The 13,971-nt window shown below is 71.5% G+C and carries 15 protein-coding genes and 1 pseudogene; 13 read left to right on the forward strand and 3 right to left on the reverse strand.

Features of this window, described 5'->3' with window-relative positions; translation table 11 throughout:
* Positions 1 to 6 precede the first annotated feature (6 nt).
* Positions 7 to 1,258: pseudogene (serB, locus tag WBK50_RS04725) on the forward strand (phosphoserine phosphatase SerB).
* Positions 1,255 to 1,947, forward strand: a complete 693-nt coding sequence (locus tag WBK50_RS04730; RefSeq protein WP_445942223.1) for a peptidyl-tRNA hydrolase — start codon at positions 1,255 to 1,257, stop codon at positions 1,945 to 1,947. Before serB ends, WBK50_RS04730 begins: the two are co-directional and overlap by 4 nt.
* A 137-nt stretch (positions 1,948 to 2,084) precedes the next feature.
* Here the strand turns inward: WBK50_RS04730 and WBK50_RS04735 are convergent, their stop codons facing one another.
* Complete coding sequence (locus WBK50_RS04735; RefSeq protein WP_341334410.1) at positions 2,085 to 4,115, reverse strand: ATP-dependent DNA helicase; 2,031 nt, start codon at positions 4,113 to 4,115, stop codon at positions 2,085 to 2,087.
* A 169-nt stretch (positions 4,116 to 4,284) separates the two neighbouring features.
* Here WBK50_RS04735 and WBK50_RS04740 point away from each other — a divergent pair, with 169 nt between their 5' ends.
* Positions 4,285 to 5,166 carry a thioesterase family protein gene (locus WBK50_RS04740; protein WP_341334411.1) on the forward strand — a complete coding sequence of 294 codons (882 nt, stop codon included), beginning with the start codon at positions 4,285 to 4,287 and terminating at the stop codon, positions 5,164 to 5,166.
* A 63-nt stretch (positions 5,167 to 5,229) separates the two neighbouring features.
* Here WBK50_RS04740 and WBK50_RS04745 read toward each other — a convergent pair whose 3' ends face one another.
* Together WBK50_RS04745 and WBK50_RS04750 are read right to left on the reverse strand one after the other, a co-directional pair.
* Complete coding sequence (locus tag WBK50_RS04745) at positions 5,230 to 5,781, reverse strand: isochorismatase family protein (RefSeq protein WP_341334412.1); 552 nt, start codon at positions 5,779 to 5,781, stop codon at positions 5,230 to 5,232.
* 1 nt (position 5,782) lies between these two features.
* Positions 5,783 to 7,087, reverse strand: a complete 1,305-nt coding sequence (locus tag WBK50_RS04750; protein ID WP_341334413.1) for a nicotinate phosphoribosyltransferase — start codon at positions 7,085 to 7,087, stop codon at positions 5,783 to 5,785.
* A 55-nt stretch (positions 7,088 to 7,142) separates the two neighbouring features.
* Between WBK50_RS04750 and clpS the strand changes: the two genes are divergently transcribed.
* From clpS to murI, 10 genes are all read left to right on the forward strand, one after another.
* On the forward strand, positions 7,143 to 7,439 hold the full coding sequence (clpS, locus tag WBK50_RS04755) for an ATP-dependent Clp protease adapter ClpS (RefSeq protein ID WP_297490689.1): 297 nt from the start codon (positions 7,143 to 7,145) through the stop codon (positions 7,437 to 7,439).
* Positions 7,436 to 7,987 (forward strand): DUF2017 domain-containing protein, encoded by a 552-nt coding sequence (locus WBK50_RS04760; protein ID WP_341334414.1) that lies wholly within the window; start codon positions 7,436 to 7,438, stop codon positions 7,985 to 7,987. The genes clpS and WBK50_RS04760 overlap by 4 nt, the downstream gene beginning before the upstream one ends.
* 69 nt (positions 7,988 to 8,056) lie before the next feature.
* The gene (locus WBK50_RS04765) at positions 8,057 to 8,446 is read left to right on the forward strand and encodes a hypothetical protein (RefSeq protein ID WP_341334415.1); all 390 of its coding nucleotides are present in this window, start codon (positions 8,057 to 8,059) and stop codon (positions 8,444 to 8,446) included.
* Positions 8,447 to 8,484: 38 nt separating this feature from the next.
* Positions 8,485 to 9,027: a DUF3558 domain-containing protein gene (locus tag WBK50_RS34935; protein WP_445942339.1), complete on the forward strand. Its 543-nt coding sequence runs from the start codon at positions 8,485 to 8,487 to the stop codon at positions 9,025 to 9,027.
* Between the two features lie 132 nt (positions 9,028 to 9,159).
* Positions 9,160 to 10,365, forward strand: a complete 1,206-nt coding sequence (locus tag WBK50_RS04770) for a hypothetical protein (RefSeq protein WP_341334416.1) — start codon at positions 9,160 to 9,162, stop codon at positions 10,363 to 10,365.
* A gap of 209 nt (positions 10,366 to 10,574) precedes the next feature.
* Positions 10,575 to 11,045 (forward strand): M67 family metallopeptidase, encoded by a 471-nt coding sequence (locus WBK50_RS04775; protein WP_341334417.1) that lies wholly within the window; start codon positions 10,575 to 10,577, stop codon positions 11,043 to 11,045.
* Positions 11,046 to 11,114: 69 nt separating this feature from the next.
* Positions 11,115 to 11,393: a MoaD/ThiS family protein gene (locus WBK50_RS04780; RefSeq protein WP_297499967.1), complete on the forward strand. Its 279-nt coding sequence runs from the start codon at positions 11,115 to 11,117 to the stop codon at positions 11,391 to 11,393.
* Positions 11,394 to 11,469: 76 nt separating this feature from the next.
* A complete protein-coding gene (locus tag WBK50_RS04785; protein ID WP_341334418.1) occupies positions 11,470 to 12,420 on the forward strand; it encodes a PLP-dependent cysteine synthase family protein in 951 nt (316 codons plus the stop codon).
* 51 nt (positions 12,421 to 12,471) lie between these two features.
* Positions 12,472 to 13,104 (forward strand): rhomboid family intramembrane serine protease, encoded by a 633-nt coding sequence (locus WBK50_RS04790; RefSeq protein WP_341334419.1) that lies wholly within the window; start codon positions 12,472 to 12,474, stop codon positions 13,102 to 13,104.
* The gene (gene murI, locus WBK50_RS04795; protein WP_341334420.1) at positions 13,101 to 13,970 is read left to right on the forward strand and encodes a glutamate racemase; all 870 of its coding nucleotides are present in this window, start codon (positions 13,101 to 13,103) and stop codon (positions 13,968 to 13,970) included. The genes WBK50_RS04790 and murI overlap by 4 nt, the downstream gene beginning before the upstream one ends.
* The last annotated feature ends 1 nt before the right edge of the window (position 13,971 follow it).

Below are 13,971 nucleotides of genomic sequence, written 5' to 3' on the forward strand. Positions count from 1 at the left end.
CTCGCTCTGAACGCTCAGAACCCGGCCCGGTCGACCGTCCTGGTGACGGTCACCGGGCCGGACCGTCCCGGTGTCAGCTCGGCACTGTTCACCGTCCTCACCCGACACGGCGTGGACCTGCTGGACGTCGAGCAGGTCGTCATCCGCGGCCGGCTCACGCTGGGGGCGCTGGTCGCCGTCGAGCGGGATCCCGAGGGACTCCAGGAGTCCCTGGACGACGCCATGCAGAGCATCGGCATGCAGGTCCACACGTCGGTGAACCACGGGACCGATGAGGACCCGGCGGTGCGCCGCAAGTCCACACACGTCGTCGTGGTGCTGGGACGGCCGATCACCGCCCGCGCGTTCGGCTCCGTCGCGCAGGCGCTCGCGGACGTCGGCGCGAACATCGACTCGATCCGCCGGGTCGCGGACTATCCCGTGACGGGCCTCGAGCTGGAGGTCTCGCCGAACCCGGACGACCCGCAGCAGCATCCGCACGGCACGCTGCGGCACAAGCTCGTGGAGGTGGCGCGCGAGGCGGGCATCGACGTCGCGGTCGAGCGGGCCGGTCTCGCCCGGCGCAGCAAGCGCCTCATCGTCTTCGACGTGGACTCCACGCTCGTCCAGGGTGAGGTCATCGAGATGCTGGCCGCGCGGGCCGGCGCCGAGGCCGAGGTCCGCGCCGTCACCGAGGCCGCGATGCGCGGCGAGCTGGACTTCGCGCAGTCCCTCGAACGCCGGGTGGCCGTGCTGGAGGGACTGCCCGCCGCGGTCATCGACGAGGTCGCCGCCGAGCTGCGAGCTCATGCCCGGCGCGCGCACCACGATCCGCACGCTCAAACGGCTCGGCTTCCGCGCGGGCGTCGTCTCGGGCGGGTTCACCCAGGTGATCGGCGGCCTGGTCGACGAGCTGGGGCTGGACTTCTGCGCCGCCAACGAGCTGGAGATCGTCGACGGGCGGCTGACCGGTCGCGTCGTCGGGGACATCGTGGACCGGCCCGGCAAGGCGGTCGCGCTGCGCCGGTTCGCGGCCGAGCACGGGATCCCGCTCGAGCAGTGCGTGGCGGTCGGCGACGGCGCCAACGACATCGACATGCTCTCGACGGCCGGGCTCGGCATCGCGTTCAACGCCAAGCCCGCGCTGCGCGAGGTCGCGGACACGGCGCTGTCCCAGCCCTACCTGGACGCCGTGCTGTTCATCCTCGGGATCACCCGGGACGAGGTCGAGACCGCCGACGCCGCCGAGGGTGTGCTGCGGCGGGTCCCGATCGCGTGAGCACGGTTCTCGACGCGCTGGCGGCCCGCTACTCCGGGCCGGACGTCGTGATCCCGCCCGAGCAGGACGGCGTGGTGCGGGCGATGCCGGTGATCCTGCGGATCGAACGGGATGCGCCGCCGCGCACGCCGCTGCTGGAGGCGGCCGCCGGTGCCGCGCTCGCGCTCTGCCTGGACCCCCGGGCGCAGGAGGGCGGCGAGTGGCACGAGGACGTCCGGATCTGGGTCGACGGCCGCATCCGCAAGATCGCCAGGCGGGCCCGCGGCGCCCATTGGAAGGCCGTGCAGGAGCTGCCGGGCGTGACCGTCGAGGTCGACGGCGCCGAGGCCCGCGCGCTCGTGCCCGGCCCGGTCGACGCGGTGCCGAAGGTCGTCTCGCGGCTGCAGATCGGCGGCACGGACCTGCCCCCGGACTCGCCGCCCGCGCCCCCTCCGGGCGTCCCGGTGATCACGCTGAACCCGGCCGTCACGATGAGCGTCGGCAAGGCCGCGGCCCAGGTCGGGCACGCGTCGATGCTGCTCGCCGCCGTCCGGGGCTGGACCGAGACCCCGCGGTTCGCCGTCCGGTCGACGGACGAGGCGGGCTGGGTGGCGCTGTGCGCGGCCGTTCAGCGGGACGAGGCGGTCGCGGTCCGGGACGCGGGGTTCACCGAGGTGGAGCCGGGGACCATCACCTGCATCGCCCGCTGACGCCTCCGGCCCCCTGCCGCCTCCGGCTCCCTGCCGCTTGAGTGGCTCAAGTGCCAGCTTCAGCTGCTCGAGCCACTCAAGCGGCAGAACGTCGTCAATGCTCTGCGGCAGCCCCGCACGGGGTGCGCCGGTGAGGGTCAGACGTCGCGGAGCCGGCGCAGGGCCGCCCGCACCTTCTCGGGATCGGTCGTCTGCCAGAACGGCGGCAGGCTCGCCCGGAGGAACCCGCCGTACCGGGCCGTCGCGATCCGGGGGTCCAGGATCGCGACGACGCCCCGGTCGTTCATCCCGCGCAGCAGCCGGCCCGCACCCTGGGCGAGCAGCAGCGCGGCGTGGGTCGCGGAGACCGTGAGGAAGCCGTTGCCGCCCCGGGCGTCCGCGGCCCGCTGACGGGCCGACACGAGCGGGTCGTCCGGGCGCGGGAACGGGATCCGGTCGATGATCACGCAGGACAGGGACGGCCCGGGCACGTCGACGCCCTGCCACAGCGACAGGGTGCCGAACAGGCACGTCTCCTCGTCCTCGGCGAACCGTTTGACCAGCAGCATCGTCGAGTCGTCCCCCTGGCAGAGCAGGGGGACGGACAGCCGTCCCCGCAGCGCCTCGGTGGCCTGCTTGGCGGCGCGCATGGAGGAGAACAGCCCGAGAGTCCGGCCGCCGGCGGCGTCGACCAGCTCGGCGATCTCGTCCAGGTAGGCGGGCGCGAGGCCGTCGCGGCCGGGCGGGGGCAGGTGCTTCGCGGTGTAGAGGATCCCGCTGCGCGCGTGGGCGAACGGCGAGCCGACGTCCATGCCCTTCCACCGCGGGACGTCCTTGTCCTTCACCGGGTCGTCCTCCGGGGCCGTTCCCTCCGGCGGGAGGCCCCACTGCCGGGCCAGCGCGTCGAAGGAACCGCCGAGCGCGAGCGTCGCCGAGGTGAGGACGGTGGTCCGCGTTCCGAACAGCCGCTCCCGCAAAAGCCCGCCGACCGCCAGCGGCGCCGCCCGCAGCACCTTGAACCGGGCGTTGTCCGGGCCCTGCTCGCCCAGCCACACGACGTCGTAGCGCGTGGCCGGGTCCTCCTGCTCGAAGGTCTTCAGCACCCGGACGGCGACCTCGGACACCTCGTCCAGCAGCGCGAGCGCGAGCTTGCGGCCGGTGGCGCCCTCCGGGTCCTCCCGGCGTTCGCCGCCCAGGGCCTGCCGGCACATCGCGGCGGCGTCGACGATCGACCGCAGCGCGCCGGACGCGGAGCGCGGCAACGACTCCCAGCGTCCGGGAGGCAGGTCCTCGAGGGTGAGCCCGAAGCCCTCGCCCGCCTCGGCGAGCCGGTCGGCCAGATCCTGGTCGACGAGCTTTCCGCAGCGCCGGGCCGCAGCGGCGACGGTGCCCGCGGTGAGCTCCGCGGTGGCCGCGCCGGTGACCCGGTCCACGAGCTCGTGCGCCTCGTCGATCACGACGACGTCGTGCTCCGGGAGCACCGACGCGTCGCCCATCGCGTCGATCGCCAGCAGCGCGTGGTTCGTGACGACGACGTCCGCACGCCCGGCCTCGGCCCGCGCCTTCTCGGCGAAGCAGTCCTCGCCGACCGGGCACCGGGCCGCGCCCAGGCACTCCCGCGCCGTCACCGACACCTGCCGCCAGGCGTTGTCCGGGACGCCCGGAACGAGCTCGTCCCGGTCCCCGGTCTCGGTGTCCGACGCCCAGTCGTGCAGGCGCTTCACGTTGCGGCCCAGGGCGGAGATGGCGAACGCGTCGAAGAGCTGCTCCTCGGCGGGGTCCTCGCCCATCGCGTCGTCGCCGTGCAGCTTGTTGAGGCAGAGGTAGTTCCTGCGGCCCTTGAGGATCGCGAACGTGGGCGCGCGCCCGAGCAGCGGCTTGAGCGACTTCGCGACTCGCGGGAGGTCCCGGTCCACGAGCTGGCGCTGCAGCGCGATCGTGGCGGTGGAGATGACGACCGTGGTGTCCCGGGCCATCGCATGCCGGATCGCCGGGACGAGGTAGGCCAGGGACTTCCCCGTGCCCGTGCCGGCCTGCACCGCGAGGTGCTCGCCGCTGGACAGCGCCTTGCGGACGGCCTGCGCCATCGCGTCCTGCCCCTCGCGGCGCGCGCCCCCGACCGCCGTGACGGCCGCCTCGAGCAGCTCGGCCACGCCGGGGAGGTCGGTCTTGGCGGGAGCGGCAGGCACTCGTCGACCTTATCCGGCCCCCCGACAGCCCGGGGCGGAACCGTTCATCGACGCGGTCGGCGCCGGTCCGCAACCGTGCGGGCACGCTCGGTGAAACGTGGCAGGTCCCACACGTGATGTGGGGCGGCCGATTCGGCAGGTGGACGGGGGTCTGGCCATCATGGCGAGGGTGACGTCCACCGAAATCCGACCCGATCCCGCGCTGTACCCGAAGGTCTTCGAGCCCACGGCCCGCTACAGCGATCTCGACCCGAGCCGTCGCATCGGCCGGGAGGCTCTCGTGCGCTGGTTCGAGGACGCGCGCGTCGCCGTCGAGCTCGACGCGTTCGGGGCCGACCTCGCCGACCGGCAGCGCGCCCGGGTGGGCCAGCTGCTGGTGTCGGTGAAGGTCGACGTGATCGCACCGCTGCGGATCGCCGGCCGGTACCGGGTCGGGATCGGCGTGAGCCACATCGGGACGAAGTCGTTCTCCTACTCCTACGGCGTCTTCGCCGGGGACGATCTGGTCGCCACCGGCGAGTCGACGAGCGTCTACACCGAGGGCGGCGTGACGACGGCGATCCCCGCGGACCTGCGGGAGGCACTGCTCGAGGTGGAACTCCCGGGCGCCGGACACGGCCGGGTCGAGTTCGAGCCGTCGCGGCTCGTCCGGGAGAACTACCCGTTCCGCTACGACGTGCGCACCCGCTTCGGTGACCTCGACACCAACCGGCACGTCAACAACGTGGCGCTGGCCGGCTGGTACCTCGACGGTCTCGCCGAGCTGCACACCGACGTCCTGGGCTACCCGGTCGGTGGCCCGCTCGACGGCCTCGAGCCCAGCTCGCTGCACGTCGAGTACCTCGCCGAGGTGCGCTTCCCCGGTATCTACCAGCTGCGCGTCGGCCTCGTCGACATCGACGACACCCAGGCCCGCTACGCCTGCGGCCTCTTCGACGGCCGCCGCTGCATCGGGCTCGCCGACGCCGTCGGCGCCCACAGCACGCACGACACGGACGGCGACCAGGTCGATCTCGGCGCCGCGCTCCAGCCGTTCCGCATGAAGGGCTGACGTCCTCCGAACACGGGTCCACGGCCGCGCATCCGCTTTCCGGATGCGCGGCCGTTCGCGTTCCTAGCCGACGGTCACGCCGGCGTCGCGCAGCACGTCCAGGGCCTTGTCGGTGGTCGCCGGCGCGACCCCGGCGCAGTGCTCCAGCAGCACGGTCACCGCGAAACCGGCCGCGTTCGCGTCGAGGGCGGTCGCGCGGACGCAGTGGTCCGTGGCGATCCCGACGACCTCGACGGCGTCGACGCCCCTGTCCCGCAACCAGTCCGCCAGCCCGACCCCGTTCGGCTCCGTGCCCTCGAAGCCGGAGTACGCGGCGGTGTGGTGGCCCTTGTCGAACACCGCGTCGACGAGGGCGACGTCCAGCGCCGGATGGAACGACGCGCCCGGCGTGCCCGCACGGCAGTGCGGCGGCCAGGTGTCCACGAAGTCCGGGGTGTCGCTGAAGTGCGCGCCGGGGTCGACGTGGAAGTCCCGCGTCGCGACGACGTGGTCGTACCCGCCGTCGCGGGCGAGCCGGGACACGCTCTCGGCGACCGCGGCGCCGCCCGTGACGGCGAGCGAGCCGCCCTCGCAGAAGTCGTTCTGGACGTCGACGACGATCAGTGCCCTGCTCATGTCAGGACCTCCCCTCGAACACGGTCGGGATGGCGGGCTCGCCGCGGGAGAGCTTCAGCCCCTCCCACGGCACCGAGACGAGCGCGGCGCGCAGGTGCTCGCGGGACTGGTCCAGCGACGGCAGGTCGTCTGCGCGCTTCCCGCTGCGGACCAGCGTGATCGGCAGCACGCGGTCGTTCGGCCCGACCTCCGGCGAGGCGGTGACGGGGTACACGACCTCCTCGACCGCCGTGCCGGTCGGCTTGAAGCGGCGCAGCGCGGACTTGCGGCCCCCGCGGGACTCCTTCGAGCTCGACCGCTTGGCCACCGGCCGCCCGTCCACCTCGACGAGCTTGTAGACCATGCCCGCGGTCGGTGCACCGGATCCGGTGACGACCGAGGTGCCGACGCCGTAGGCGTCGACGGGTTCGGCACGCAACGAGGCCAGCGCGTACTCGTCGAGGTCACCGGACAGGACGATCCTCGTGCCGGTGGCGCCGAGGGAGTCCAGCTGCTCGCGGGCCTGGCGGGCGAGCACCCCGAGGTCGCCGGAGTCGATCCGGACCGCTTCGAGCTCGGGTCCGGCGGCCTCGATCGCGTTCTCGATCCCCTTGCGGATGTCGTAGGTGTCGACGAGCAGGGTCGTCTTGACGCCGAGGGCCTCGACCTGGCTGCGGAAGGCACTGAGCTCGTCGTCGTGCAGCAGGACCCAGGCGTGTGCGGCGGTGCCGGCCGTCGGGATGCCGTGCCGGCGACCGGCCTCCAGGTTGGAGGTGGCGCTGAACCCGGCCAGATGGGCGGCGCGGGCCGAGGCGACCGCGGCCTCCTCGTGGGTCCTCCGCGAACCCATCTCGATCAGCGGCCGGGACCCGGCGGCGGTGACCATCCGGGCCGCGGCCGAGGCCACGGCGCTGTCGTGGTTGAAGATCGACAGCGCCAGCGTCTCGAGGACGACCGCGTCCGCGAAGGAGCCGGTCACCGTCAGGATCGGGGAGCCGGGGAAGTACAGCTCGCCCTCGGGGTAGCCGTCGATGTCACCGGCGAAGCGGTAGTCCGCGAGCCAGTCCAGGGTGCGCTGGTCCAGCGACCCGACCAGGGACGCGAGCTCGGACTCACCGAACCGGAAGTCCTCCAGCGCGTCGAGGAACCGGTCGGTCCCCGCGACGACGCCGTAGCGGCGGCCGTCCGGCAATCGGCGCGCGAACAGCTCGAAGGTGCACTGCCGGTCGGCGGTGCCGTCGGCCAGTGCCGCGGCGACCATGGTCAGCTCGTACATGTCGGTGAGGAGCGCGGTGGAAGCGCCCGTCCCGTCCGCGACGCGGGTCATGGCGTGAGCCTATGTGCCGTCCTGCGCCTCGGGGTGTGCGTGTCACCATGGAGGCATGTCCGCGCCGCTCAGCTCGCCGACCCGCCAGGTGGATCCTGCCGTCGACGAGGAGACCACCGGCGACACACCCTGGCAGGCTGTCGTCTGGAACGACCCCGTCAATCTCATGTCCTACGTGACGTACGTGCTGCAGAAGCTCTTCGGCTATCCCGAGCCGAAGGCGACGGCGCTCATGCTGGACGTCCACCACAAGGGGAAGGCCGCGGTGTCGTCCGGGGACAAGGACAAGATCGAGACGGACGTCGCCAAGCTCCACGCGGCCGGCCTCTGGGCCACCATGCAGCGCACGTGAACGGCTGGAAGCGCTCCGGACGCGGGACGAAGGCCCGGCTCGTCGCGACGTTCGAGGAGCAGGAGTCGACGGTCCTGCGCGGCCTGGTCGGCGAGGTGCGGCAGATGCTGGAGGGACGCGCGAGCGAGGCGCCCGTCGACGAGCTCGCCGCCCTCACGGGCATCCGCACCGGGCCGTCGAAGCGGCCGGACGACCGCGTGCTCGCCCGGCTGCTCCCGGACTTCACCAGCGAGGACATGGACCTCGCCGCGGGCCTGCGGTCCTTGCACGAGCCCGAGCTGATCGAGGGCAAGCAGAACGCGGCCCAGGCCGTGCTGGACGCGTTGCCGGAGGCGGGCGGGAAGGTCGAGCTGACGCCCGAGCAGTCCGACGTGTGGCTGACCGCGCTCAACGACGTCCGGCTGGCGCTCGGGACGGCGCTGGACATCAGCGAGGAGATGCCGGAGGAGCTGCCGCCGGACGACCCGCGCGCGCCGCACCTCGGGGTGTACCAGTGGCTGACGTTCGTGCAGGATTCGCTGGTTCAGGCGCGGACCAGGCTGCTGTAGACCGTTCACGATCGCGAACCCCTCGGCCGAAGTGGTCCCGCGCGCGGGACGGCCTGAGATCATGGGCGGGTGACCTCGCCGAGCGACTCCGTCGACGCCGCTGACATCCGCCGGGTCGACGACGCGCAAATCGTCTGGACGGACGCGGTGCCGACGGTGGGTGGGGCGCCGGGGCAGGTCCGGTTGGAGCCGGAGGTGGCGCGGGCCTTCTCGGCGAGGCTGGGGGAGGTCATCGAATCTGTCTTGGAGGCCGTCCTGCTCCTCGACCCGGTACGGACAGCCTTTCCGGATATCGATCCCGTGAGTCGTAACGCGGCGATTCAGTCGATGAGAATGATCAATGACGCTCGTGCATACCTGGCACGGTGGCATAGTCATCTGGTGGACGCACGGACTGCGCTCGACTCGCAGCTTGCCGCTTATGCGAATGTCGATTATCAGAATAGAGCGCGCGCGTGACAGGTACTCGTCCGGCGATCACACCCCTTATTTCGGTCGTGCTTGCAGTCACTCTGTCTGCATGCTCGTCGGCTACTCGGATGGGTGATCAGGAACTAAAAGCTGGGTCGCAGCCTTCGGTTAGTGCGCCCCCTGTGCAATATCTTCCCAAGGTGGCTCACCCGCGAGATTCCCGGGGCGTCCGCGCATGTCTGCTTCTCGATGCTGATCAACTCCTGTCGCTAGGTCTCGTCGGGGCCACCGCCACAGATGCTTCTAACGCTAACGCTTCTGCCTGTGATTGGAAATCTGGTGACGCTTCATACAGTGCAGGTATCGCCCTCAGTGCCGGTCGTGATCTCGACCTGTATTACTCCCTTCGGGATACTTTTCCGATCTTCGAACCCGAAGAGATCTCCGGTTATCCAGCGGTGCGAGTCAGTGATGCGGCGAGTGCGTCGTGTGTAATTCTAGTTGGCAACGCTGATGATCAAGCGTTGTCGGCTCGGGCAGACGGACTAGGTAGCCCGCGAAGAGATTACTGTGCAGTCGCACGTGATGTCGCGGCAGCCGCTTTGCAGTCGTTGCCTCCACGTCGCTGATTGGGAGCCTGAAGAATGACGCAAGGTTATGAAGGAACCGGTATTGATTTCTCTGTGATGTCGATCGAACAGATTCGCGATCCTGTGGTTGCCGGCAGCGCTACGAATGATCTCCAGGGTGCGGCCGACCTGATGGCGCAGGTCGCGCAGAAACTCACCGCAGCCTGCGACGACCTCCACCAGCTCCACCGGGACTACTCCTCCGCGCACGAAGGTGCGGCCGCCGACGCCACCCGCGACTATCTGGTCAGGCTCGCGGAGCCCGGGCTGATCGGCGTGGGCAAGTTCAACCTCGCTTCGACGGCGCTGCAGGACCAGAGCACCTACTTCGCCAAGGTCACCACCGACGTCGCCGGTCAGCAGGACCAGGCCGCGGTCTCGCACGCCGCGACCGTCTACCAGGACAACACCAACCACAACCTCGCGAACTGGTTCCAGGTGTTCCCGCCGCCGACGGTCGCGCAGCCCGACTCGTCGATCGTCGCGGGATCGTCGGTTCCCGACTGGCCGCAGGGCTCTGGCGGCGCGGATCGGACGTATTCGGCTTCGGAAGCCACTGCGATTGCGGGCGCGCCGGGCGTTGGCACTACCGAGGCGGCAGGAGTTGGTGCGGCCGCGCCGGGTGCTTCGGGCGGCATCGGCTCAGGTGGCACCGGCGCTGTCGCGCCACCCTTGGCGGTCGGGGCCGTGGGAACCGGGAGCGCGGCGTCGGGCGGGCGATCCGGCGGATCGGCCGCGAGGGACGCAGGACTCCGCGACCGTGTCTCCACTCTCAGCCCGTCCGAGATCGACGCCGCCCGGGCGACCAACTCAGGCTCGGCAGGCTCGGCGGGCAGCCTCAGAACCCCAGCGCCGTCCGCCGCCGACGTCTCGTTCGGATACGGCGGAGGGGTCTCGGCGTCCAACAGCCCGGGCGTGCGCTCGTCCGCCGGGCGCACGGGATGGGGGACGGGGGAGCCCGAGGTCGGGGCTCCCGCTACTCGCGGGCCCGGCTCCGGTCGCCCACCCGGTGCCGGGACGACGGGCGCTCCCGGTGGTCGGTTCGGCTCCGGACTGTCCTCGGAGGCCGTCCGCGGCGGGACGACGGGTGGTGAAGGTCCCCTGCAGCCTCGCGGTGGCAGCGGCGGACCGGTGGTGGAGGAGGCCCCGCGCTCGGCCTCGCCACGCGGTGGTGGGCAGTCCGGGATGAGCCACATGCCGTTCATGGCCGGTGGTCCGGGCTCGGGCGGCGGGGGAGAGGAGCATGCGCGACCTGCGTGGCTCGTCGAGGACGACCCGGAGTCGATCTGGCTCTCGGGGCTCCCTCCGCACGGGCCGGGCGTGATCCGCCCGGGCTAGAGGGGGCGGACAGTGCGACTCGCGTGGTCCCAGAGCGCGACTCGCGTGGTGCTGGAGCGCGACTCGCGCGGTCTCAGGGCGCGGCTCGCGCGGTCTCACGTCCCGACTCGCCGGGGGTGAGGGCCCGGTGGCGGGAATGTACGGACTTTTGGTGTGAGCCGTGTCGGTAGATGTGCGGTCACGTATGTCGGGCACGTACGCTTCAGGACGTGCTGGTCATCCGAGCGGATCTCGTGGACGAGATCGTCGCGCATGCCCGCCGGGACCACCCGGACGAGGCGTGCGGCGTCATCGCGGGCCCCGAGGGGGCGGACCGGCCGGAGCGGTTCATCCCGATGCTGAACGCGGCGCGCTCGCCGACGTTCTACGAGTTCGACTCGGGTGACCTGCTGCGTCTCTACCGTGAGATGGACGCGAACGACGAGGTGCCCGTGGTGATCTACCACTCGCACACCGCGACCGAGGCCCATCCGTCGCGAACCGACATCTCCTACGCCTCCGAGCCGGAGGCGCACTACGTGCTGGTGTCGACCCGCGACGACGCGCAGGCGAACCACACCGGTCACGAGTTCCGGTCCTTCCGGATCGTCGACGGAGTCGTCACCGAGGAACAGGTCGAGGTCGTGGAGACTTATATGTTCGCGCACACCGGCGCGGACGACGTCCCCGATCTCGGCTGACCAGGGACACCGCGTCCCGCCTCTTCTCGACCGACCCGAACCGAACGAATCCGACCAGGAGTTCTCCACATGGCCGTCACCGTCTCCATCCCGACCATTCTGCGCACCCACACGGGCGGCGAGAAGGCCGTCGAGGCCAAGGGTGGCACCGTCGCCGAGGTGATCGACGACCTCGAGTCGCGACACGCGGGCCTCAAGGACCGCCTGCTCTCCGACGGCAAGCTGCACCGCTTCGTCAACATCTACGTCGACGACGAGGACGTCCGTTTCGCCGGTGGCCTGGACGCCCCGGTGACCGAGTCCTCGACGCTGACCATCCTGCCCGCCGTCGCGGGCGGCATGCGCTGAGCTGAGCCCGACGCGGAGGGCGCCGCACGGCGCCCTCCGCCGGCTCGCTCGTCGCGCATGCTCGGAGGTAAACGCCATGGCGCGCTACGACTCGCTGCTGCAGGCCGTCGGGGACACCCCCATCGTCGGCCTCCCCTCGCTCTCCCCTGCGCCGCACGTCCGGCTGTGGGCGAAGCTCGAGGACCGCAACCCCACCGGCTCGATCAAGGACCGCCCCGCGCTGGCGATGATCGAGAAGGCCGAGGCCGACGGGCTGCTGAAGCCCGGCTGCACGATCCTCGAGCCGACGTCCGGGAACACCGGCATCTCCCTGGCCATGGCCGCCAAGCTCAAGGGCTACGAGATCGTCTGCGTCATGCCGGAGAACACCTCCGAGGAGCGCCGGCAGCTGCTCACGATGTACGGGGCGCGGATCATCTCCTCGCCTGCGGCGGGGGGCTCCAACCAGGCCGTCGCCATGGCGAAGCAGATCGCCGCCGAGAACCCGGACTGGGTCATGCTCTACCAGTACGGCAACCCGGCCAACGCGGACGCGCACTACCGGACCACCGGCCCGGAGATCCTGCGCGACCTGCCCACGATCACGCACTTCGTCGCCGGGCTCGGGACGACGGGCACGCTCGTCGGCACCGGCCGCTACCTGCGTGAACAGAAGCCGGACGTGCAGATCATCGCCGCGGAACCCCGCTACGGCGAGCTCGTCTACGGCCTGCGCAACCTCGACGAGGGCTTCGTCCCGGAGCTCTACGACCCGAGCGTCCTCACGGGCCGCTACTCCGTCGGCAGCTACGACGCGCTGCGCCGCACACGGGAGCTGGTGGAGAAGGAAGGCATCTTCGCCGGCATCTCCACCGGCGGGATCCTGCACGCCGCCCTCGCGGTCGCGGAGAAGGCCGCGGGCTCGACGACGCCCGCCGACATCCTGATCGTGGTCTGCGACGGTGGCTGGAAGTACCTCTCCACCGGTGCCTACTCCGGCGAGCTCGACGACGCGGCCGAGGGGATCGACGGCCAGCTCTGGGCCTGACCCGGCGCGGAGCACCCCGGCCGGCCGCCGCTTCCGCGTACTCTCGATCTCATGGCCGTGCCGTTGCCACAGGTACCCACACCGTCCCGACCGCGGAGCCAGCGCATCCTGCCGCCGGCCCCGGTCCTCTCGTCGCTCGTGATGCTCGTGTTCACGGCGGTCCTCTACGTGACCGAGCTCGTCGACGCGTTCACGGGCCAGCGGCTCAACGACGACGGGATCCACCCGCGGGACCCGGAGGGGCTGCTCGGCGTCATCTGGTCCCCGCTGCTGCACGCGAACTGGGACCACCTGATCGCGAACACCCTGCCGTTCCTGATCTTCGGGTTCCTCGCGATGGCGGTCGGGCTCGGCCGCTGGTTGGCCGTCACGGCGATCATCTGGGTGGTCGGCGGGCTCGGTGTCTGGTTGGTCGGGCCCTCGGGCTCGTCGACCATCGGCGCGTCCGGAGTGATCTTCGGGTGGCTGACGTTCCTGCTGGCCAGGGGCTTCTTCAACCGCAGCGGCAAGCAGATCCTGCTCGCCCTGGTCCTGTTGTTCCTGTGGGGCGGCATCCTGCTCGGGGTCCTGCCCGGCAACCCGGGGGTCTCCTGGCAGGCGCACCTCTTCGGGGCCCTCGGGGGCGTTCTGGCAGCCTGGGTCATGGCCATTCGGAGGCGAGGGAACGGGGTCCAGCGAGCGTGAGCACATCGAACGGTGCCGGACCGGACAGACATGCGCCGATCGGCATCTTCGACTCCGGCGTCGGCGGGCTCACGGTGGCCCGCGCCGTGATCGACCAGTTGCCCGCCGAACGCGTCGTCTACGTGGGGGACACGGCCAACGGTCCGTACGGTCCGCTGCGCATCGCGGACATCCGCAGACACGCCCTCGCGATCGGGGACGACCTGGTCGAGCGCGGGGTGAAGCTGCTGGTCATCGCCTGCAACACGGCGTCGTCGGCGTGCCTGGCGGACGCCCGGGAGCGCTACCCGGTGCCCGTCGTCGAGGTCATCCTGCCGGCGGTCCGACGGGCGGTGGCGGCTACCCGCAACGGCCGGATCGGGGTCATCGGGACCCGCGCGACCATCGCGTCGGGCGCCTACACGGACTCCTTCGCGGCGGCGCGGGACGTCGACGTCACCGCGGTCGCGTGCCCCCGGTTCGTGGACTTCGTCGAGCGCGGCATGACCAGCGGACGGCAGGTGCTCGGCCTCGTGCAGAGCTACCTGGAGCCGCTGCAGCGGGCCCGCGTGGACACCGTGGTGCTGGGCTGTACGCACTACCCGCTGCTCGCCGGGGTGCTGCAGATCGTGCTGGGCCCGGACGTCTCGCTGGTGTCGAGCGCGGACGAGACGGCCAAGGACGTCGTGCGCACGCTGATGGCCCGTGACCTGCTGCGGGACCCCGAGACCGACCCGCCGCCCGGCCCGCACGCGTTCCTCGCCACGGGGGACCCGGAGCCCTTCCGGCGGCTCGGCCGCCGCTTCCTCGGCCCGGAGATCGGCTCGGTCGTGGGACGGACCGGACAGCGGGCGACCGCGTCCGGTTGCGTCGGGGGCCTCGGGTAGC

This window comes from Pseudonocardia sp. T1-2H, from assembly GCF_038039215.1.
Taxonomy (GTDB): domain Bacteria; phylum Actinomycetota; class Actinomycetes; order Mycobacteriales; family Pseudonocardiaceae; genus Pseudonocardia.

Bases quoted from the DNA above. Each gene is read 5' to 3' on its own strand.
- WBK50_RS04745 (WP_341334412.1), bottom strand. From the start codon at position 5,781: ATGAGCAGGGCACTGATCGTCGTCGACGTCCAGAACGACTTCTGCGAG.
- WBK50_RS04750 (WP_341334413.1), bottom strand. From the start codon at position 7,087: ATGACCCGCGTCGCGGACGGGACGGGCGCTTCCACCGCGCTCCTCACC.
- clpS (WP_297490689.1), top strand. From the start codon at position 7,143: ATGTCCGCGCCGCTCAGCTCGCCGACCCGCCAGGTGGATCCTGCCGTC.
- WBK50_RS04770 (WP_341334416.1), top strand. From the start codon at position 9,160: ATGGCGCAGGTCGCGCAGAAACTCACCGCAGCCTGCGACGACCTCCAC.
- WBK50_RS04780 (WP_297499967.1), top strand. From the start codon at position 11,115: ATGGCCGTCACCGTCTCCATCCCGACCATTCTGCGCACCCACACGGGC.
- WBK50_RS04785 (WP_341334418.1), top strand. From the start codon at position 11,470: ATGGCGCGCTACGACTCGCTGCTGCAGGCCGTCGGGGACACCCCCATC.
- WBK50_RS04790 (WP_341334419.1), top strand. From the start codon at position 12,472: ATGGCCGTGCCGTTGCCACAGGTACCCACACCGTCCCGACCGCGGAGC.